This window comes from Enterococcus bulliens (assembly GCF_053761865.1).
The window spans coordinates 22545-43167 of record NZ_JBSMXK010000002.1; the positions used below are offsets into that span (position 1 = coordinate 22545).

The 20623-nt window shown below is 39.4% G+C and carries 18 protein-coding genes and 1 pseudogene; 16 read left to right on the top strand and 3 right to left on the bottom strand.

Annotated features, from left to right (window positions below; all coding sequences use genetic code 11):
- Positions 1-184 precede the first annotated feature (184 nt).
- From ACWOEC_RS01445 to ACWOEC_RS01455, 3 genes and pseudogenes are all read left to right on the top strand, one after another.
- Entirely contained in the window at positions 185-1918 is a 1734-nt protein-coding gene (locus tag ACWOEC_RS01445) for an ABC transporter ATP-binding protein (RefSeq protein ID WP_455305509.1), read from the top strand.
- Positions 1915-3666, top strand: a complete 1752-nt coding sequence (locus tag ACWOEC_RS01450) for an ABC transporter ATP-binding protein (protein WP_455305510.1) — start codon at positions 1915-1917, stop codon at positions 3664-3666. The genes ACWOEC_RS01445 and ACWOEC_RS01450 overlap by 4 nt, the downstream gene beginning before the upstream one ends.
- A 16-nt stretch (positions 3667-3682) precedes the next feature.
- Positions 3683-4133: pseudogene (locus ACWOEC_RS01455) on the top strand (gamma carbonic anhydrase family protein).
- A gap of 100 nt (positions 4134-4233) precedes the next feature.
- Here the strand turns inward: ACWOEC_RS01455 and clpP are convergent.
- Positions 4234-4818 (bottom strand): ATP-dependent Clp endopeptidase proteolytic subunit ClpP, encoded by a 585-nt coding sequence (gene clpP, locus ACWOEC_RS01460; protein WP_297079863.1) that lies wholly within the window; start codon positions 4816-4818, stop codon positions 4234-4236.
- Between the two features lie 174 nt (positions 4819-4992).
- On the opposite strand from clpP, the gene ACWOEC_RS01465 reads away from it, so the two are divergent.
- The 13 genes from ACWOEC_RS01465 to ACWOEC_RS01525 all read left to right on the top strand — a co-directional run bounded on the left by ACWOEC_RS01465 (position 4993) and on the right by ACWOEC_RS01525 (position 17342).
- Positions 4993-5511 carry a hypothetical protein gene (locus ACWOEC_RS01465; protein ID WP_297079860.1) on the top strand — a complete coding sequence of 173 codons (519 nt, stop codon included), beginning with the start codon at positions 4993-4995 and terminating at the stop codon, positions 5509-5511.
- A 77-nt stretch (positions 5512-5588) separates the two neighbouring features.
- Positions 5589-6518 carry a tRNA (adenosine(37)-N6)-dimethylallyltransferase MiaA gene (gene miaA / locus ACWOEC_RS01470; protein WP_455305511.1) on the top strand — a complete coding sequence of 310 codons (930 nt, stop codon included), beginning with the start codon at positions 5589-5591 and terminating at the stop codon, positions 6516-6518.
- Positions 6515-7759 carry a GTPase HflX gene (gene hflX, locus ACWOEC_RS01475; RefSeq protein WP_455305512.1) on the top strand — a complete coding sequence of 415 codons (1245 nt, stop codon included), beginning with the start codon at positions 6515-6517 and terminating at the stop codon, positions 7757-7759. Before miaA ends, hflX begins: the two co-directional genes overlap by 4 nt.
- Positions 7760-7823: 64 nt before the next feature.
- Complete coding sequence (locus tag ACWOEC_RS01480) at positions 7824-8216, top strand: MerR family transcriptional regulator (RefSeq protein WP_297079854.1); 393 nt, start codon at positions 7824-7826, stop codon at positions 8214-8216.
- A 25-nt stretch (positions 8217-8241) separates the two neighbouring features.
- Positions 8242-9582 (top strand): type I glutamate--ammonia ligase, encoded by a 1341-nt coding sequence (gene glnA / locus ACWOEC_RS01485; protein WP_455305513.1) that lies wholly within the window; start codon positions 8242-8244, stop codon positions 9580-9582.
- 88 nt (positions 9583-9670) lie between these two features.
- A complete protein-coding gene (locus ACWOEC_RS01490; protein WP_455305514.1) occupies positions 9671-10462 on the top strand; it encodes a hydroxymethylpyrimidine/phosphomethylpyrimidine kinase in 792 nt (263 codons plus the stop codon).
- Positions 10463-10494: 32 nt separating this feature from the next.
- Positions 10495-10959 (top strand): ECF transporter S component, encoded by a 465-nt coding sequence (locus tag ACWOEC_RS01495; RefSeq protein ID WP_455305637.1) that lies wholly within the window; start codon positions 10495-10497, stop codon positions 10957-10959.
- Positions 10952-11494, top strand: coding sequence for a TIGR01440 family protein (locus ACWOEC_RS01500; RefSeq protein WP_455305515.1), 543 nt, complete (start codon positions 10952-10954; stop codon positions 11492-11494). Before ACWOEC_RS01495 ends, ACWOEC_RS01500 begins: the two co-directional genes overlap by 8 nt.
- Positions 11495-11679: 185 nt before the next feature.
- Positions 11680-13281 (top strand): CTP synthase, encoded by a 1602-nt coding sequence (locus ACWOEC_RS01505; protein WP_455305516.1) that lies wholly within the window; start codon positions 11680-11682, stop codon positions 13279-13281.
- A gap of 145 nt (positions 13282-13426) precedes the next feature.
- A complete protein-coding gene (locus ACWOEC_RS01510; protein WP_297076603.1) occupies positions 13427-14299 on the top strand; it encodes a class II fructose-bisphosphate aldolase in 873 nt (290 codons plus the stop codon).
- Between the two features lie 125 nt (positions 14300-14424).
- Positions 14425-15684: a UDP-N-acetylglucosamine 1-carboxyvinyltransferase gene (locus ACWOEC_RS01515; protein ID WP_297076606.1), complete on the top strand. Its 1260-nt coding sequence runs from the start codon at positions 14425-14427 to the stop codon at positions 15682-15684.
- Positions 15685-15689: 5 nt separating this feature from the next.
- The gene (gene rho, locus ACWOEC_RS01520) at positions 15690-16982 is read left to right on the top strand and encodes a transcription termination factor Rho (RefSeq protein WP_297076610.1); all 1293 of its coding nucleotides are present in this window, start codon (positions 15690-15692) and stop codon (positions 16980-16982) included.
- A 96-nt stretch (positions 16983-17078) separates the two neighbouring features.
- A complete protein-coding gene (locus ACWOEC_RS01525) occupies positions 17079-17342 on the top strand; it encodes a type B 50S ribosomal protein L31 (RefSeq protein ID WP_455305517.1) in 264 nt (87 codons plus the stop codon).
- Between the two features lie 99 nt (positions 17343-17441).
- Here ACWOEC_RS01525 and nrdF read toward each other — a convergent pair whose 3' ends face one another.
- Positions 17442-18407, bottom strand: coding sequence for a class 1b ribonucleoside-diphosphate reductase subunit beta (gene nrdF / locus ACWOEC_RS01530; RefSeq protein WP_297076895.1), 966 nt, complete (start codon positions 18405-18407; stop codon positions 17442-17444).
- 38 nt (positions 18408-18445) lie between these two features.
- The gene (gene nrdE / locus ACWOEC_RS01535) at positions 18446-20605 is read right to left on the bottom strand and encodes a class 1b ribonucleoside-diphosphate reductase subunit alpha (RefSeq protein WP_455305518.1); all 2160 of its coding nucleotides are present in this window, start codon (positions 20603-20605) and stop codon (positions 18446-18448) included.
- Positions 20606-20623: the final 18 nt, after the last annotated feature.

The window sequence follows — 20623 nt, forward strand, 5'->3', positions numbered from 1 at the left end:
TATTGTTTGCTAAATTCGTTCAACCGGATACTAGGATAAGTTTATCCTATACGTATCCATATTTTAGCATAAAAAGAAAAATAAGTATAGAAAGCAACTAAACTCTTTGGTCTAGCTAAAAGTTTTCTTTCAAAAATGACTGTGCTATAGTAAAAAGGAACTGTTATAAAGGAGGGAATTCGTAGTGAAAGTCATGTGGCGCTACACGAAAGCGTACAAAGGATTGTTAGGTGTGAACTTCATTTGTGCGTTTGGGTTTATTTTGATCGAATTAGGATTACCCACACTACTTGCGCAAATGATCGACGTCGGTTTACGACAAAATGATTTTGCATATGTCCAGAAAATGGGCTGGTGGATGTTGGGAATCGTGATTGTTGGAGTATGTATGAATATTGGATTAGGAATCTCGACAGCAAGAATCACATCCAATATTACAGCAGATATTCGTAATGAATTGTTTCAAAAAACGCAAACCTATTCACATTATGAATACGAGCGTTTTGGCGTATCTTCATTGATTACGCGAGTGACCAATGATGCCTATCAAATCATGTTGTTTTTACAAAGTACGTTAAGAATGGGCTTAGTTACACCGATCATGTTTATTTCTAGTTTGGTACTTGTGTTTAAAACGAGTGCTTCATTGGGCTGGTATGTTTTTGGAGCATTGCCCTTTTTATTAGTTGGGATTGTGATCATTGCGAAGATCTCAGATCCTTTATCTGTTAAGCAGCAAAAAAACTTAGATAAAGTCAATGCGACACTGCGTGAGACACTATCTGGGTTACGTGTGATCCGTGCGTTCGTCAATGAACCTTTTGAAGAAAAACGATTTGCTGCGATCAATCAAGAATACACACAAAGTTCTAAGCGTTTATTTCGGATTATGGCAATCACGCAACCAGCGTTTTTCTTTTTATTTAATACGGTGATGGTCTTGATTATTTGGCAAGGAAGTATTCAAATCAATGCAGGCGATTTAGAAGTCGGAAATCTAATCGCATTTATTGAGTACATTTTTCATGCACTATTTTCATTTATGCTCTTTGCGACCGTGTTTATGATGTATCCTAGAGCAGCTGTTTCTGCTAACCGAATCGAAGAGGCCTTACAGGCCACACCGACGATTCAAAGTCCTAAAAATGGGATTAAAGAGACAACAACTAAAGGAGAGATCGCTTTTGAACGCGTGACGTTTGCGTATCCAGGAGACAGTGAATCGCCAGTGATCAGAGATGTATCGTTTGACGCACATCCAGGACAAACAGTAGCTTTTATCGGCAGTACCGGAAGTGGAAAATCGACATTGATTCAATTATTGCCACGCTTTTTTGATCCGACCCATGGGAAAGTCTTGATTGATGGCTATGAAACATCTGCTTATGATTTAGCTTACTTGCGTCAAAAAATCGGCTATATTCCACAAAAAGCGTTATTGTTTAATGGAACGATTGCAGAAAACTTGCGTTACGGTAAATCAGATGCTACTGACGAAGAAATCTATCGTGCGTTAGAGATCGCGCAGGCCACTGAATTTGTTTCACGTTTACCTGAAGGGATCGATACAAAAATTTCTGAAGGTGGTTCGAATCTATCTGGCGGACAAAAACAACGTTTGGCGATCGCCCGGGCAGTTATTCGTCAACCAGAAATCTATATTTTTGACGATAGTTTTTCAGCATTAGATTATAAAACAGATGCGGCCTTACGTGAAGCGTTACGACCAGTCACAACAGATGCGACGGTCTTGATCGTAGCCCAACGTGTGGGAACGATTCGTCAAGCAGATCAAATCATCGTTTTGAATGAAGGAAATGTCGTAGGTATCGGCACACATGAAGAATTATTGGCTTCATGTTCGGTTTATTACGATATTGCATCCTCACAATTAAGCGAGGAGGAATTACGCAAATGAAACAATTAACAGCACTTTTTCGCATTACAGCTTATTTAAAGCCTTACAAGATTCGATTTTTTATCGTCTTGTTGTTGACGTTTGCTAGTGCAGCGTTTAATGGGATTTTACCTTACGTGATCGGATTGCCTACTACGAAAATCGCTCAAGATTTGACCAAAGGAAATCCTGTCGATTTTGCTTATATCAAACAAACCTTATTTTGGATTTTAGTTGTCGGCTTTTCTTATGGGATTTGTCAATTATTAGCCGGTGTGATGATGACTAATGTCGTGCAATCGACGATGCGAGATTTACGTCATGATATCGAACAAAAAATCAATCGGTTACCTATGTCTTATTTTGATAGTCAAAAGCAAGGAGATATCTTATCTCGTGTGACCAACGACGTCGATGCTTTAAGTGGTGCGATGCAACAAGCGTTGATTGGGATATTTTCAGCGATTTTAAGTATTGTGTTTGCAGTAGCGTTGATGTTTTATATCAATGTCTTTATGGCAATCGTCAGTTTGATTATGATTCCGGTTTCGTATTTTATTTCGCGATTTATTGTTAAAAAATCACAAGTCTATTTCAATCGAATGCAAAATGCGCTAGGATCCATGAATGGTTTTGTCCAAGAAAATATGACGGGCTTTAGCGTCTTAAAAATGTATGGACGTGAACAAGAAACAGTCACAGAGTTCCATGAAGTCAATGGAAAATTACGGCAATTTGGGTTTAAAGCAACCGTAATCTCGGGCTTGATGATGCCTTTTGTACAACTGACTTCTTATTTGACTTATGTCGTAATGGCAGTATTGGGAATGTATTATGTCATCGCTGGCGTGTTGGTTGTCGGACAATTACAAGCGTTTATCCAATATATTTGGCAAGTCAGTCAGCCTCTAGGAAATATCACACAATTGTCTGCATTGTTACAAAGTGCTTCGGCAGCGTCAAAACGCGTATTTGGCTTTTTAGATGAAGTAGAAGAATCTACAGCTGGTGAAGACAATCAGTTGCCTCAAACAATTACTGGAGCTGTTAGCTTTGAAGATGTTTCGTTTTCCTATCATTCTGACAAACCATTGATCAAACATTTCAATCTAGAGGTTAAAGCTGGACAAACAGTAGCGATCGTCGGACCTACAGGTGCTGGGAAAACAACATTGATCAATTTATTGATGCGTTTTTATGATGTTGACTCAGGTGCAATCAAGATCGACGGTGTCGATACGAAGACTGTTTCAAGGCAAGCTGTCAGACAACAATTTGGAATGGTCTTACAAGATGCTTGGTTGTATGAAGGGACAATTGCAGATAACATTCGTTTTGGCCGTCTTGATGCATCCGATTATGAAATTGTAGACGCGGCCAAGGCAGCCAATGTCGATCATTTTATTCGTACGATGCCAAATGGCTATGAAATGGTCATCAACGCTGAAGGAGAAAATGTTTCTTTAGGCCAAAAACAATTGCTCACGATTGCTAGAGCGATTTTAGCAGATCCCAAAATCTTGATTTTAGACGAAGCGACGAGTTCAGTCGATACGCGTTTAGAGCAACTGATCCAACGTGCGATGGAAAAAATCATGACAGGGAGAACGAGTTTTGTGATTGCCCATCGCTTGTCAACGATTCGAGAAGCTGATTTGATTTTAGTATTAGATCAAGGGTCCATTGTCGAACAAGGAACTCATGAAAGCTTGTTGGCTAAAGGAGGATTTTATAGCAATCTTTACAATAGTCAATTTGCAGAAGAATAGAAAGCGAGGAAATCAAATGAGTTTTATTGCAGAAGGAGCGCTCGTCGTAGGTGATGTGACGTTGGGCGAGCACAGTAGCGTATGGTTTCACAGCGTACTCCGTGGTGACGTGGCACCAATTGTGATCAAAGATCGTTCGAATATCCAAGATGGAACGATTATCCATGTCGGACACAATCAGCCATCAATGCATGCTCCATGGATGTCATATCAAACGTGGCGCATTGATTGGGATGAGTTCGATCATCTTAGATAGTGCTGTAATTGGGGAAAATAGCTTGATCGGCGCAGGTTCTCTAGTGACAAAAGGGACCGTTATTCCTGAAAATTCACTCGCATTTGGTCGTCCAGCAAAAGTCATTCGCCCACTGACAAAAGAAGAGATTCAGGCAAATCACGAAAACACAGCGCATTATGTGACGTTAGCCAAAGAATTTCAATCGGGCCGTTATATTAAACAAACGTAAAAAAGAGGGGGATGACAGAAATCTGTCATCCCCCTAAAAAGGAATACATGATGTGTTCGCAATCACGCTTTCAAAAACAAGCAGCTGTCACAGTCTCTTTTTATTTTTTATTTACTAAAATTTCATCGATCAGACCATATTCTTTTGCTTCAGTAGCGGTCATGAAATTATCGCGGTCAGTATCTTTTTCAATGACTTCGATTGGTTGGCCTGTGCGTTCAGCTAAAATGCTGTTTAAGCGTTCGCGTGTTTTTAAAATGTGGCGTGCTGCAATTTCGATCTCAGTTGCTTGACCTTGAGCGCCACCTAATGGTTGGTGGATCATAATTTCAGCATTTGGCAAAGCAAAACGTTTGCCTTTTGTACCTGCTGTTAATAAGAAACTACCCATTGACGCAGCCATTCCCATTACAATGGTTTGCACATCTGCTTTTACAAAGTTCATCGTATCGTAAATCGCAAGTCCTGCGGTAACACTACCACCAGGAGAGTTGATATACAAGTAGATGTCTTTTTCAGAATCTTGTGCATCTAAAAATAGTAACTGTGAAATAATAGAGTTGGCTAAGTCATCTGTTACTTGTCCACTTAACATGATGATTCGGTCTTTTAATAGACGTGAGTAAATGTCATAAGCGCGTTCGCCTCTTGATGATTGTTCAATAACTGTAGGGATTAAATTCATTGAAAAATCCTCCTTTAATAGAATGAAATTAGTTTAACACAAATTAGGGTGAAAACCTAAGAGTAAGTATACACACAAGGTCAATAAAGGTCAAATAAAAAAACCTGCGTAAACTTCGTGTCAAATTCCTAAAAAAATGCTAGAATAAGAAGAGAAGTTGAGGAGGATTTGTAGATGATAGCTTTTATTATGGGAATTATCGGCGTGTTCGTAGGTGCAGGGATCGTCACATTTACCTTCAATTTACGAATCCGTTACGATGAGCGTAAAGAAAAACGTCAACGCGAGCTTGACCATCGAATTCGCGAAATCGAAACATTAGTCTTATTAAATAAAAAAATCAATGAGATTTTAGAAAAACGTATGGTAATGATGGATAAATATCTTAGTTTTGATGCGTTTGACGATTGCTATATTTCAGTTGATGATTATATTTACTTGCAGTCTTTTACAGCACAAAACAGTTTTTATTTACCAAATTATTTTGTTGAAGAATTTTTCAAAAAGATTGCAACGCGTAAAGTTGTATTATCGCCTGAAGAAACCGTTCAATATGGTGGATATGCATTTAAAGGTGGCCGAATGTTGATGGAAAGTTTTTCTGATGAGATTAAAGAAATGATCTACGAACGAAAAAATCAAGTACAACAAATGACGGATCAACCGTATACGTATTTTTCAAAACCATTATAGTCGATTCGTTTAAGGCTGATCTGTACATGTGCAGATCAGCTTTATTCGTTTCTAAAAACGAGAAAAGGAAGAAGCATGTGGAGAAAGTTATAGTGATCGCTGGCCCGACAGCAGTCGGAAAAACAGCACTTAGTATTCAACTAGCACGAGCGTTAAATGGTGAAATCATTAGTGGCGATTCGATGCAAGTATATCGTAAATTAGATATTGGGACAGCTAAAGTAACACCAGAAGAAATGGATGGAGTGCCACATTATTTGATCGATATTTGTGAGTGGAGCGAACGTTATTCGGTCGCTGAATTTCAACAACACGCACGGCAAAAAATTACAGAAATCACCCAAAAAGGTAAACTCCCAATCGTCGTTGGGGGTACAGGTCTTTATATTCAAGCGCTATTATACGATTTTAAGCTAGGAAATGAGGGGGAGGTCACACCTGAACAAGTACAAATCAAACAAGAATTGGTTCAATTAGAACGTACTTGTTCGAAAGAAGAACTTTGGCAACGATTGGCTGCTCGTGATCCATTAGCTGCTGATGCGATTCATGTGAACAATACACGAAAAGTGTTGCGCGCACTAGAGGTATTTTTAGTAACTGGCAAAAGTATCTTGACGCCTACTCAAAAACCACAAGCGCTATATGATTATTATTTGATTGGATTGACAACTGAGCGGGATGTCTTGTATGAACGAATCAATCAACGAGTGGAGTGGATGATCAAACAAGGTTTAGAAGAAGAAGCTCGTGGTTTGCTAGTACAAAGAGAAGCTCACGCTTGGCAAGGGATCGGTTATAAAGAGTTTTTACCTTATTTTGATGGACAACAAAGTCTAACTGAAACGATCGAATCGATCCAACTGGCTTCTAGAAGATACGCTAAACGTCAATTGACGTGGTTTCGTAACCGGCTGTCCGCACATTGGTTTGATTTGGTGACACATCCACAAGAGTATGACAAATTGTTAGATGAACTAAAGAATTGGCTGGAGGAAACGATATGAAAGAAGAACGTGTCTTGATCATTGGTGTCGAAACAGAAGAAAATTATCGAACATTTGATTCGTCGCTTGCAGAGATGAACCAATTAGTCCAAGCAGCACACGGGGAAGTAGTCGATATTTTGCAACAAAAACGACCTGTCGTAAATCGTCAAACAATCATAGGGAAAGGCAAACTTGCTGAGATCGCCTTAGCTGTAGATGCACAAGAAATCGATGTTGTGATCTTTAATCACGAACTTACCCCTAGACAACATCAAACACTATCTGATCGATTAGGAGTATTAGTGATTGATCGTGTGCAGTTGATTTTAGATATTTTTGCCTTGCGCGCGCGCTCTAAAGAAGGGAAATTACAAGTCGAATTGGCGCAGCTGAATTATTTGCTGCCTCGTCTGGTAGGTCAAGGGGCTGCGATGTCACGTCTAGGTGCTGGGATTGGAACTAGAGGTCCTGGAGAAACGAAGTTAGAAACAGATCGTCGTCATATCCGCAATCGTATGACGAAAGTCAAACGAGAGTTAAAGGAATTAGCAGCTCATCGCGAACGAACGCGCGAAAAACGTCGTCAAAGTCATCAAATCCAAGTTGGATTGATTGGCTATACCAATGCTGGGAAATCTACATTACTAAATCGACTGACCGATGCTAAGACATTTGAAAAAGATCAATTGTTTGCTACGCTAGATCCCTTAACTAAAAAGTGGCGCTTGCCAGAAGGTTTGATGGTCACATTGACAGATACGGTTGGGTTTATGCAAGATTTGCCAACACAGTTGATCGATGCCTTTCATTCGACTTTAGAGGAAAGTCGCGAGATGGATTTGTTGCTTCATGTCGTAGATGCATCAGCTGAAGATCGACAAATCCAAGAAAAAACTGTCGTGAATCTGATGAAGGAGTTGGATTTAGCTCATATTCCGGTTTTAACTGTCTATAATAAAGTAGATAAACTTGATCTTACACAATTTGTGCCGACCTTATTCCCGAATGTCTTGGTCTCTGCTCGTGATGAATCGAGTACAGTACAAGTGGCTCGTGGAGTGAAGCAAGTGATTATGGAACAATTCGAACCTTACGCGTTAAATCTAACGGATCAAGAAGCCTATCGCATTGCGCTATTAGAACGACAAACATTAGTAGTTGCCAAAGAATATGATGAAACGTTAGGCCAATACCAGATAAAAGGCTTTGTTGCTCCTGAAAATCGTTCTGATGTTAGTTATTCTGACATGGAATCTTGACACTGTTTTCAACAATTGATATAGTTTGAACTAGAAAGACAGTTTGAGAAAGGAAGTGCGGATAATGCGCGAAAAAGAACTTCGACGTTCGATGTCGGTTTTTCCGATTGGGACCGTTATGAAATTAACAGATTTAACCGCTCGTCAAATTCGTTATTATGAAGAGCAAGAATTGATTCATCCTGAAAGAAGCGAAGGCAATCGTCGCATGTATTCGTTAAATGATATCGACGTGTTACTTGAGATCAAAGACTATTTATCAGATGGCTTAAATATGGCTGGAATCAAACGTGTCTATGAAATGAAAAAAGAAGAAGAAGAAGCAATCAAACATAAAAAATCGCTAACAGATAATGATGTTCGTCGGATTTTTTACGATGAAATCTTATCTCAAGGTGGGTTATCTGGTGGCTTAAATCAGCAAAACCCTTATCTACAGCGTGGACCAAAACGGTAAAACAAGAAAGTAAAGGATGGCTAGCATGTCAAAGCAAGTACACACCGCAACAAGTATCAAACAATCTATCCAAGAAGAAAACGTCCGATTTCTTCGTCTGATGTTCACAGATATCATGGGTACGATCAAAAATGTCGAAGTTCCGGTTTCGCAAGTAGATAAAGTCTTACAAAATAAAATGATGTTTGATGGTTCTTCCATTGAAGGATTTGTTCGTATTGAAGAAAGCGATATGTATCTCTATCCAGATCTAAATAGCTGGTTGGTTTTTCCTTGGGAGAGCGAACATGGAAAAGTCGCTCGTTTAATTTGCGATATTTATAATCCTGATGGAACACCTTTTGCAGGAGATCCGCGCGGGAATTTAAAGCGTGTCTTACAACAAATGCAAGAAATGGGGTTTAGTGCCTTTAATTTAGGACCTGAACCTGAATTTTTCTTATTTCAATTGGCACAAAATGGTGAAGTGACAACTGAATTAAACGATCGTGGTGGATATTTTGATTTTGCACCCATTGATCTGGGAGAAAATTGCCGTCGTGATATCGTCCTTGAATTAGAACGTCTCGGCTTTGAAGTCGAAGCCTCACATCATGAAGTGGCACCAGGACAACATGAGATCGATTTTAAATATGCAGATGCCATTGAGGCGTGTGACAATATTCAAACCTTTAAATTGGTGGTCAAAACGATTGCTAGACAACATGGATTACATGCGACCTTTATGCCAAAACCGGTTTTTGGAATCAGTGGTTCTGGTATGCATTGCAACTTGTCGCTATTTAAAGAGGGGCAAAATGCTTTTTATGATGAAACGACAAAAGATGGATTAAGCCAAACCGCATATCACTTTTTAGCTGGATTATTGGAACATGCAGCAGCGTATACGGCGATTTGTAATCCAACAGTCAATTCGTATAAACGTTTGATGCCAGGCTTTGAAGCTCCTGTCTATATTGCATGGTCTAGTCGGAATCGTTCACCGTTAGTTCGTGTACCTGCTTCACGAGGGATTTCGACACGACTAGAAGTTCGTTCTGTTGATCCATCGGCCAATCCATATTTAGCGATTGCGACACTATTGCAAGCAGGATTGGACGGGATCTTCCATCAAATGACGCCGCCAGCACCGGTGGATCGTAATATTTACGTCATGAATGCGAAAGAACGATCAAAAATGAATATTTTTGATCTGCCAGCCACATTAAATAGTGCATTGCGAGCGTTGGCAAGTGACCGCGTCATCATCGATGCGCTAGGTTCACACATTTATGCTAACTTTGTTAGTGCGAAGCAGATGGAGTGGGCAACATTTCGCCAAAGTGTGTCACAGTGGGAACGCGATCAGTATTTGGAATTATTTTAAAATTGGATGGAGAAAAAAACAACCAATTGGTTGTTTTTTTTTATTTGAATTTCCGTTATGATAGCTAAAAACGTAAAGGAGTGAGTCAATGCCTGTAAAAGTGTTAACGATTGGTGGATCTGATCCTTACGCTGGTGGTGGTATCCAGGCGGATTTGGCGACGTATCATGCGTATCAAGTATTTGGTATGAGCGTGTTGACTTCGATTGTTACAAATGTCGATCAACGATTTAGTATTAAAGCACTTGACGATCAGTTGTTTCAAGCGCAACTTGCTTCTTTAAATGAAGTCCAATTTGACGCCATTAAGATCGGCTTGCTTGTTTCTAAAGCACAAGTTCAATCTGTTCGCGCATTTTTAGCGCACCATGTAGAAGCACATGTCGTACTCGATCCAGTATTTGCCTTAAAAGAAACTGACGAACGGAGTAATGAATCATTGAGTGCCTATTTGATGGAACAATTAAGTCCATTTAGTACGGTTTGTACACCTAATGTAGCTGAAGCTGTGACGCTCGTAAACAGTCCATTTCCACAAACACAACATGCTTTATCCAAATTGGCCACGCATTTGGTTGAGCAGTACGATACTTCATTTTACGTTAAAGGTGGTTTACGTTTTTCACAAGAAGAAGCGATCGATTATCTAGCAACAAAACATGAATTGATCAAATTTAGCGAGACCATTCAAGTAAAGCAGATCGTTAATGGTTCCGGTTGTACATTTGCTAGTGCGATTGCGGCAAATTTAGCAGTAGGTCATTCCTTAGAAAAAGCTGTGCACAATGCGAAACAGTTTGTGACAACTAGTATTTTAAATCAAGTATTTGTAACACCACAATTTGCCAGTATTTGGCCTAAAGGGGGCAACTTAGAGTGAGACAACTTACACGTTATGCGTTACTGAGCGCCATGATCGTCGTCATTTCATTATTTTTCATTATTCCTATTCCAGCTACTGGAGGATTTGTGAATTTATCAGATGCCGGAATTTATGCAGTCGCCTTATTATTTGGTCCGCAAGCTGGTTTAATTGTTGGCGGATTGAGTGGTGGATTGATCGATTTATTTTCCGGATACCCACAATGGATCTTATTTTCAGTCATCATTCATGGCCTGCAAGGGTATGTGGTCGGGCATTTTATGCAAAAGAATACAAGCTATCAAGTAATCGGCTTAGCTTGCGGTGCAGTGATTTTGATCGTAGGCTATGCTTTAGCAACGACTATTTTATACGGAAGTGCGGCTGGAGTCGCGTCACTTTTAGGTAATGTAGTCCAAAGTATAGTCGGTATCGTGCTCGGTTTACCTTTGTTAAAGGTGTTATCACGTGCATTTGCGTACAGTTATTCAAAAAAGGAGCATAAAAATGGATAAATTAGAAGTAACAAAAAACGTGACAACTTTAGTTGAAGAAGTACTTCAAGCAGGTTCACTAACTGCAGGGAATCTATTTGTATTGGGCTGTTCTACTAGTGAAGTAACTGGAGGTGTGATTGGAAAGCACTCAAGTAAAGAAGTCGGCGAATGGATCATTGAAGCCATTTTAGCAGTGTTAAAACCAAAAGGCATTTTTCTAGCCGTTCAAGGATGTGAGCATTTAAATCGTGCGTTAGTTGTCGAAGAAGAATATGCCGAAGCACATGATTTGAGTATCGTCTCAGTCGTGCCACAATTACATGCTGGAGGAGCGTGCTCTGTTGCGGCATTTGAGCAATTTACACATCCAGTTGAAGTTGAACATGTAGTTGCGAAAGCGGGTATCGATATTGGCGATACGGCAATCGGGATGCACATCAAACACGTACAAGTACCATTTCGTCCGTCTATTAAAACAATCGGTTCAGCCCACGTAACGGCATTGACAAGTCGTCCTAAATACATCGGCGGTCCGCGAGCACATTACGCCTAAAAAATTAAAAACTTTTAAATTGACTTTTGGTCGGTGAGAAGGTAATATACTGTTTGGGCACTCTTTGAAAGAGTCAGAAAGTTCGATAGTACATCGCTCCCTATTCCATCAAACGAATAGGGAGCGATCTTTTATTTTTATCGCTTTCACCTGCGAAATATAGAGACAAAGGAGTTTTTCAATTTATGACAAAATATATTTTTGTAACTGGTGGAGTGGTTTCTTCAATCGGTAAAGGGATCGTAGCAGCATCTTTAGGTCGTTTGTTAAAAAATCGTGGCTTAAAAGTAACGATCCAAAAATTTGATCCATACATCAATGTGGATCCAGGAACGATGAGTCCATATCAACATGGAGAAGTTTTTGTAACAGATGATGGCGCGGAAACGGATTTAGACCTTGGTCACTACGAGCGGTTTATTGACATCAATTTGAACAAATATTCAAACGTGACTACAGGTAAAATTTATTCTGAAGTATTACGTAAAGAGCGTAAGGGAGAATACTTAGGTGCAACTGTCCAAGTGATTCCACATATCACAAACGAAATCAAAGAAAAAATCATGCGTGCTGCTACTATGACAGACTCTGATGTGATCATTACGGAAGTTGGTGGAACCGTAGGAGATATCGAGTCATTGCCATTTTTAGAAGCTTTGCGTCAAATGAAAGCTGATGTCGGTTCTGATAATGTCATGTATATCCACACAACTCTATTGCCAATCTTAAAAGCCGCAGGCGAAATGAAAACTAAACCAACGCAACACAGCGTAAAAGAATTACGTGGATTAGGGATCCAACCAAATATCTTAGTCGTGCGTTCAGAAGAACCAGTTTCTCAAGATATCAAGAATAAATTGGCTCAATTTTGTGATGTATCACCAGAGGCAGTGATCGAATCACGTGACGTGGAAACCTTATATTCTATTCCATTAAACTTGCAAGCACAAAAAATGGACCAAATCGTCTGTGATCATTTGAAATTGGATGCACCAGAAGCAGATATGACCGAATGGCGCGAATTGGAACATAAAGTACAAAACTTAAGCAAAAAAGTGACGATCGGTTTAGTTGGGAAATACGTTGAATTACAAGATGCGTATCTTTCAGTAGTCGAATCATTAAAACATGCTGGGTTTGCGTATGATGCGGATATCGATCTAAAATGGATCAAAGCACAAGATTTAACACCAGAAAATATCGATGAAGCGTTAGGTGGTGTCGATGGGATCTTAGTTCCTGGTGGATTTGGCGATCGTGGGATCGAAGGGAAGCTTGAAGCAACACGTTATGCACGTGAAAACGATATTCCATTCTTAGGAATTTGTTTAGGGATGCAAATGGCATGTGTCGAATTTGCACGTAACGTAGTCGGACTAGAAGATGCGAACTCTGCTGAAACCGTTCCTGGTACGAAAAATAACATTATCGATTTGATGGCAGATCAAGAAAATGTTGAAAATTTAGGTGGCACATTGCGTTTAGGTCTTTATCCATGTAAATTGAAAAAAGGAACGAAGACAGCAGCGGCTTATAATAATCAAGAAGTCGTTCAAGAACGTCATCGTCATCGTTATGAATTCAACAATAAATACCGTGAATTGTTCGAACAACACGGTTTGGTCTTCTCTGGTGTTTCTCCAGATAACCGTTTAGTAGAAATCGTAGAAATTCCAGAAAACAAATTCTTTGTTGGATGTCAATTCCATCCAGAATTGATTTCTCGTCCAAACCGTCCTCAAAGCTTAATCAAAGCCTTCGTAGGTGCAGCAATCGAAGAAGCATAATTTTACCAAAAAGGGGAATCTGAAAAAGATTCTCCTTTTATTTTGATAGTTTTACTTGGAAATAAAGGGAAAATTTGCTAAAATATCAATGTTGGTTAAGTTAAACTTAACAAATAATGCGTTTTTAAATTTAGGAGGAAAAATTATGCCATTAGTATCAGGAACTGAAGTTTTCAAAGCAGCTCGTCAAGGCGGCTATGCAGTAGGCGCGTACAACACAAACAACCTAGAGTGGACTCAAGCAATTCTAGAAGCTGCTGAAGCAAAACAAGCACCTGTATTAATCCAAACTTCAATGGGTGCTGCAAAATACATGGGTGGGTACAAATTAGTTGTAAACATGGTAAAAGATTTAATCGAATCAATGAACATCACTGTTCCAGTGGTATTACATTTAGACCATGGTTCTTACGAAGATGCATTAGAATGTATCGAAGTAGGCTACACTTCTGTAATGTTTGATGGTTCTCACTTACCATTTGAAGAAAACTTACGTCTTGCTAAAGATGTAGTGGAAAAAGCTCACGCTAAAGGAATCTCTGTTGAGTGTGAAGTTGGTTCAATCGGTGGAGAAGAAGACGGAATCATCGGTACTGGTGAATTAGCAGACATCGACGAGTGTGTACAAATGGTAGGCACTGGTATTGACTTCTTAGCTTGCGGAATCGGTAACATTCACGGTGTATACCCTGAAAACTGGACTGGTTTAGCATTTGATCACTTGCAAGCGATCGCTGAAGCAGTTGGACAAGATGTACCATTAGTATTACACGGTGGATCTGGTATTCCTCAAGATCAAATCGAAAAAGCAATCAAAATGGGTGTTTCTAAAGTAAACGTAAACACTGAATTCCAATTGTCATTTGCTAAAGCAACTCGCGAATACATCGAAGCTGGTAAAGATTTAGAAGGTAAAGGATTTGACCCTCGTAAATTATTAGCTCCAGGTAAAGCTGCGATCGTTAAAGATTGTGAAGAGCACATTGACTGGTTTGGTTCAGCTGGTAAAGCTAAATAAGACTTGTTTTTGATGACTAGCGTAGGCTAGTCATCTTTTTTTTTCGCCTAAAATATGGTAAACTAATGAACGATGCGTCATAAGACATGAGGCAGATAAGAACGTAAAGCATAGGTGAATATAAAATGAAAAAAATAGTGATTCATGGCAATCGACCATTAACTGGCGAGATCACGATCAGTGGTGCGAAAAATAGTGCAGTAGCATTGATTCCTGCAGCTGTTTTAGCAGACTCGCCCGTGGTGTTAAAAGGTGTACCAGATATTCAAGATGTTCATTCACTAATTGAGATTTTAGAAATCATGGGGGTGAAAACCTCATTTGAAAATCATCAATTAACGATCGATCCAACAGAGATTATCTCGATCCCAATGCCAACTGGCAAGATCAATAGTTTTCGTGCGTCGTATTACTTTATGGGTGCACTGTTAGGTAAATTTGGTGAAGCAGTTGTAGGTTTACCTGGCGGGTGTTATTTAGGACCTCGACCGATTGATTTACATATCAAAGGATTTGAAGCATTAGGTGCGGATGTGAAAAATGAGCATGGCGCAATGTATTTAAAAACAACTGAAGATGGTTTAAATGGAACCCACATCTTTTTAGATATGGTATCCATTGGTGCGACCATTAATATCATGCTAGCGGCTGTTAAAGCAAAAGGGAAAACGATTTTAGAAAATGCCGCTCGTGAACCAGAAATCATCGATGTAGCAAACTTGTTAAATAAAATGGGTGCAAACATCAAAGGTGCTGGAACGGATATCATTCGTATCGAAGGTGTTGATACTTTACATGGCTGTACGCATGGGATCATTCCTGACCGTATCGAAGCCGGTACGTATATCTCAATGGCTGCTGCAGTTGGTAAAGGAATCAAAGTCCAAAACGTGATCCATGAGCATTTAGAAAGTTACTTATCGAAACTAACGGAAATGGGTGTCAAAATGGATATCGGAGAAGATTCGATTTATGTCCATGAAACGACAGATCTAAAACCTGTGAACGTGAAGACATTTCCATATCCAGGATTTGCAACAGATTTGCAACAACCGATCACACCATTATTACTGAAAGCAAAAGGCAATTCGCAAGTAACCGATACGATCTATGAAAAACGTGTCAATCATATTCCAGAACTTGCTCGTATGGGAGCAGACGTTTCGATCGAAGGCAATATTATGTTGTTAAACGGACCAGCACAGCTAAAAGGTGCTGAAGTTGCAGCGAGTGATTTAAGAGCAGGTGCTTGTTTAGTGATTGCTGGATTAATGGCAGAAGGTCAGACGACGATACGAAATGTAGAGCACATTTTACGTGGATACGACCATATTGTTGAAAAGTTGACGGATTTAGGCGCACAGATAGAAATGATTGAGGACTAACGAGGATGGCAGATTATTTAACGATTGCAGAATTAGAACATAAAACGTTAAAAGAAATTTATACGTATGCAAAACAATTTAAAATTCCATATTACAGTCAGATGAATAAAAAAGAGTTGGCATTAGCTGTGATTCGAGCTCAAGCTGAAAAACAAGGCTTCTTTTTAGTTGAAGGGATTTTAGACATCATTGGTCAAGACGGCTATGGTTTTTTACGCCCAATCAATTATGGACCAAGCGCAGAAGATATTTATATCTCTTCTTCTCAAATCAATCGCTTTGGTCTTCGTAATGGGGATAAAGTCGCTGGAAAAGCTCGACCACCTAAAGAATCTGAGCGCTACTATGGCTTGATGCATGTCGATAGCGTCAATGGGAAAAACCCTGAAGAAGCAAAGCAACGTCCACATTTTCCAGCATTGACGCCACTTTATCCAAATCGTAAATTACATTTAGAAACGACAAAAGAACGGTTGGCTTCTCGAGTCATCGATTTGTTTTCACCAATTGGCTTTGGCCAACGTGGTCTTGTCGTAGCACCACCTAAAGCCGGGAAGACGAGTATTTTAAAAGAAATCGCAAATGGAATCACGAAAAACCATCCGGATGTGGAATTGATTGTGTTATTAGTCGATGAACGTCCAGAAGAAGTGACGGATTTAGAACGTAGCGTCAAAGGCGATGTTGTCTCCTCTACTTTTGACCTACAACCAAATAACCATACGCGCGTGTCTGAATTGGTTTTAGAACGTGCGATGCGTCTAGTAGAAGACAAACGTGACGTCGTGATTTTAATGGATAGTATTACACGTCTTGCGCGTGCGTATAACCTAGTTTCGCCACCAAGCGGTCGAACGCTAAGTGGGGGGATCGATCCTGCCGCGTTGTATCGTCCGAAAAAATTCTTTGGTGCCGCACGTAATATCGAAGAAGGTGGAAGTTTGACGATTATTGCGACAGCCTTAGTCGATACCGGTAGCCGAATGGATGACGTCATTTATGAAGAATTTAAAGGAACAGGGAATATGGAGTTGCATCTATCCCGTCAATTAGCCGAACGACGTATTTTCCCAGCCATCGATTTGAAACGTTCAAGTACGCGTAAAGAAGAACTCTTAATGTCTGAAAGTCAGCTAGAAGAGACGTGGCGCATTCGTAATCAAATGCAAGGCGACGCATTGGAATATACGGAACAATTTGTACGGTTTATGAAAAAAACACCAACAAACGAAGCGTTATTACAGGCGTTTAAAGATGTGACGTTTACTGAAAAAAATGCCAAAAATAAAAAAAGATAATTGCCAAGTACGTTAAAAAATGATAAGATACTCTTGTTGTATTAAAACAAATAACTCTGCTTCAGCACATGAAACAGGGCAAAGGAGAAAAGCATAATGAAAAAAGATATTCATCCAGATTACCATCCAGTAATCTTCTTAGACTCAACTACAGGTTTCACATTCTTGTCAGGTTCTACTAAACACTCACAAGAAACTATGGAATGGGAAGACGGAAACACTTACCCAGTAATCCGTGTCGAAGTAACTTCTGACTCTCATCCATTCTATACTGGACGTCAAAAATTCACTCAAGCAGACGGACGTGTGGATCGTTTCAACAAAAAATACGGTCTCAAAGATCAAAACGCTGCAGAGTAATTCTGTTGAGTTTAAAAAAGCTTTCCTTGAAAAAGGAAAGCTTTTTTTGTCGATAAATAAATGAAAAAAAGCAGCTTCTCATAGAGAAACTGCTTTTGCTTATTCCATTCCAATTAAATAATCGTCTTCTTGCATCGCTTCAACACTACCTAATAGATAGCCATTACCAACTTGTGAGAAGAAGTCATGGTTACTGGTTCCAGTAGAGATCCCGTTCATCACGATTGGGTTCACATCGCTAGCACCATCTGGGAACAATGGATCTTGACCAAGGTTCATCAAGGCTTTATTGGCATTGTAACGTAAGAAGGTTTTCACTTCCTCAGTCCAACCGATTCCATCGTATAATTGTTCGGTGTATTTTTCTTCATTTTCATATAACTCATAAAGCAATTCGTACATCCAGTCTTTTAAACTTGCTTGTTCGTCTTCTGGTAGTTCATTAAAACCTAACTGGAATTTATAGCCGATATAGGTTCCATGGACAGACTCGTCACGGATGATTAGTTTAATGATTTCGGCAACGTTCGCTAGTTTATTATTTCCAAGGTAATACAAAGGCGTATAAAAGCCAGAGTAAAATAAAAATGTCTCTAAAAAGACACTGGCGATTTTTTTCTCTAATGGCGTTCCATTTTTATAGATCTCGTTGATGCGCTCAGCTTTTTTTTGTAAGTAAGGGTTTGTATTCGTCCATTCAAAGATATTGTCGATTTCAGCTTTTGTGTTTAATGTACTAAAGATCGATGAATAACTTTTTGCATGGACAGATTCCATAAATTGGATGTTGTTTAACACGGCTTCTTCATGAGACGTGCGCACGTCTTTTTTTAATTCATCCATCCCATTTTCAGACTGTAAGGTATCTAAAAGTGTTAAGCCCCCAAAGACATAGCCCACAAGTTCTTTTTCCTCAGCGCTTAGTTTACGCCAATCATCTAAATCATTCGATAAGGGAATACGTGTATCTAACCAAAATTGTTCCGTTAATTTTTCCCAAGTCGATTTATCAATAATATCTTCGATGGCATTCCAGTTTATTGCTTTATAGTAAGTTTCAGACATAAAAGGTCCTCCTGTTCATTAAAAGAGAGAGTGCGTGATTAAATCACACAGCTCTCACAATCGTTACTGCCAATTTCTTCTGCATCATCGGTAAAGGTACGTACATAGTAAATGGATTTGATCCCTTTATGAAAAGCATAGTGACGTAAGATATTTAAGTCACGTGTCGTTTGTTTGGTTGTCGTTTTCCATTCATACAAGCCTTCAGGAATATCAGAGCGCATAAAGAGCGTCATACTCATTCCTTGGTCGATATGGCGTTGTGCAGTAGCGTAGACGTCGATGACCTTACGCATATCCATATCATAGGCTGATTTATAATAGCTAATCGTATCGTTTGATAAGTGTGCAGCTGGGTAGTAGATTTTTCCGATTTTCTTTTCTTGACGTTCTTCGATCAAGCGAGTGATCGGATGTAAGCTTGCACTGGTATCATTGATGTAAGAGATCGAACCATTTGGTGCAACGGCTAAACGGTTTTGATGATACAAGCCATCTTTTTGAATCGCTTCAGATAGAGCTTTCCAATCGTCACCAGTAGGGATGTGGATCCCTTCAAACAAAGCTTTTACTTTATCTGATTTTGGTTGATAATCAGCTTCGATATAAGGTGTGAAGTAAGAGCCATCCGCATATTTTGATTGCTCAAAATTATGGAAGCTTTCATTACGTTCTTTGGCGATTTGGTTGCTTTCAACAAGCGTCCAGTAGTTTAACAACATGAAATAGATATCCGTAAATTCTAGAGAATCTTTTGATCCGTATTCCATTTGGTTTTTCGCAAAGTAGGTGTGTAGACCCATTGCACCAAGACCGATCGTATGGTTTAAACGATTTCCGTTTTGGATCGAAGGTACAACATCGATATCTGACGCATCGGTCACATACGTCAACGCGCGTGTCATCGTACGTACAGAACGTCCAAAGTCTGGGCTATCCATTAAGTTGACGATATTGGTTGAACCTAAGTTACAACTAATATCCGTACCTAATACTTCATACTCTTGTTTGCCATTGATTTCAGATGGTTCTTGAACTTGCAAGATTTCTGAACATAAGTTACTCATAATAATTTTACCCGCAACTGGATTGGCGCGATTGGCAGTGTCCACGTTGATGATATAAGGGTAGCCAGATTCTTGCTGTAATTTAGACAATTCATTTTCTAAGTCACGTGCTTTGATCTTCGTTTTACGAATTCTTGGGTTTTGCACCAATTCGTCGTATTTTTCCGTAATGTCGATATAAGAAAAAGGAATACCGTATTCACGTTCAACACTATACGGACTAAACAAATACATATCTTCGTTTTTACGTGCTAGTTCATAAAATTTATCTGGTACTAAGACACCTAAAGAAAGTGTCTTTACTCGAATTTTTTCATCAGCATTTTCTTTTTTCGCAGATAAGAACGGCATAATATCCGGGTGGAAGACGTTTAAATACACAACACCTGCACCTTGACGTTGACCTAATTGATTGGAGTAGCTAAAGCTATCTTCAAACAATTTCATAACGGGCATCACGCCACTAGCGGCACCTTCATAGCCTTTGATTGGCGCGCCTGCTTCACGTAAGTTGGATAAAGTGATTCCGACACCGCCACCGATACGAGACAATTGTAAAGCCGAGTTGATCCCACGACCGATTGAGTTCATATCATCGGTTAATTGGATCAAGAAACAAGAGACTAATTCACCACGGCGTTTTCGCCCCGCATTTAAGAAAGAAGGAGTTGCTGGTTGATAGCGTTGGTGGATCATTTCGTCCGCTAACGCTAAAGCAAGTTCTTCGTTTCCATCGGCGAAATACAACGCATTAAACGCCACGCGATCTTCATAAGCTTCTAGATAATAAGCACCATCGTTGGTTTTTAATGCGTATTGTGAATAGAATTTATAGGCAGCCATAAATGACTTGAATTCAAATTGTTGTTCATCTAAAAAGGTGTATAAGCGTTCGATAAATTCAGGAGAATACTTTGCTAAAAATTCTTCTTCTAAATAATCTTCTTGTGTTAAAAAGGCCACTTTTTCTTTGATTGAAGCAAAAGTTTTCGTATTTGGTTCAACATTTTCTTTGATAAATGCTGCTAATGCTTCCTTGTCTTTATGCAAGGGGATTTGACCGTTAACAGGTCGGTTGATTTCGTTATTTAGTTTAAAATAACTAACATCAGTTAAAGAGTTTAAACTCATGATTCCACACACCTTTAC

Excerpts from the sequence above, each read along its gene's own strand:
- ACWOEC_RS01465 (WP_297079860.1), top strand. The coding sequence starts at position 4,993 with ATGATAGCTTTTATTATGGGAATTATCGGCGTGTTCGTAGGTGCAGGG.
- glnA (WP_455305513.1), top strand. The coding sequence starts at position 8,242 with ATGTCAAAGCAAGTACACACCGCAACAAGTATCAAACAATCTATCCAA.
- ACWOEC_RS01490 (WP_455305514.1), top strand. The coding sequence starts at position 9,671 with ATGCCTGTAAAAGTGTTAACGATTGGTGGATCTGATCCTTACGCTGGT.
- ACWOEC_RS01505 (WP_455305516.1), top strand. The coding sequence starts at position 11,680 with ATGACAAAATATATTTTTGTAACTGGTGGAGTGGTTTCTTCAATCGGT.
- ACWOEC_RS01450 (WP_455305510.1), top strand. The coding sequence starts at position 1,915 with ATGAAACAATTAACAGCACTTTTTCGCATTACAGCTTATTTAAAGCCT.
- ACWOEC_RS01525 (WP_455305517.1), top strand. The coding sequence starts at position 17,079 with ATGAAAAAAGATATTCATCCAGATTACCATCCAGTAATCTTCTTAGAC.
- ACWOEC_RS01480 (WP_297079854.1), top strand. The coding sequence starts at position 7,824 with ATGCGCGAAAAAGAACTTCGACGTTCGATGTCGGTTTTTCCGATTGGG.
- ACWOEC_RS01515 (WP_297076606.1), top strand. The coding sequence starts at position 14,425 with ATGAAAAAAATAGTGATTCATGGCAATCGACCATTAACTGGCGAGATC.
- clpP (WP_297079863.1), bottom strand. The coding sequence starts at position 4,818 with ATGAATTTAATCCCTACAGTTATTGAACAATCATCAAGAGGCGAACGC.
- ACWOEC_RS01495 (WP_455305637.1), top strand. The coding sequence starts at position 10,495 with ATGATCGTCGTCATTTCATTATTTTTCATTATTCCTATTCCAGCTACT.
- ACWOEC_RS01510 (WP_297076603.1), top strand. The coding sequence starts at position 13,427 with ATGCCATTAGTATCAGGAACTGAAGTTTTCAAAGCAGCTCGTCAAGGC.
- nrdE (WP_455305518.1), bottom strand. The coding sequence starts at position 20,605 with ATGAGTTTAAACTCTTTAACTGATGTTAGTTATTTTAAACTAAATAAC.
- rho (WP_297076610.1), top strand. The coding sequence starts at position 15,690 with ATGGCAGATTATTTAACGATTGCAGAATTAGAACATAAAACGTTAAAA.
- nrdF (WP_297076895.1), bottom strand. The coding sequence starts at position 18,407 with ATGTCTGAAACTTACTATAAAGCAATAAACTGGAATGCCATCGAAGAT.
- hflX (WP_455305512.1), top strand. The coding sequence starts at position 6,515 with ATGAAAGAAGAACGTGTCTTGATCATTGGTGTCGAAACAGAAGAAAAT.
- ACWOEC_RS01500 (WP_455305515.1), top strand. The coding sequence starts at position 10,952 with ATGGATAAATTAGAAGTAACAAAAAACGTGACAACTTTAGTTGAAGAA.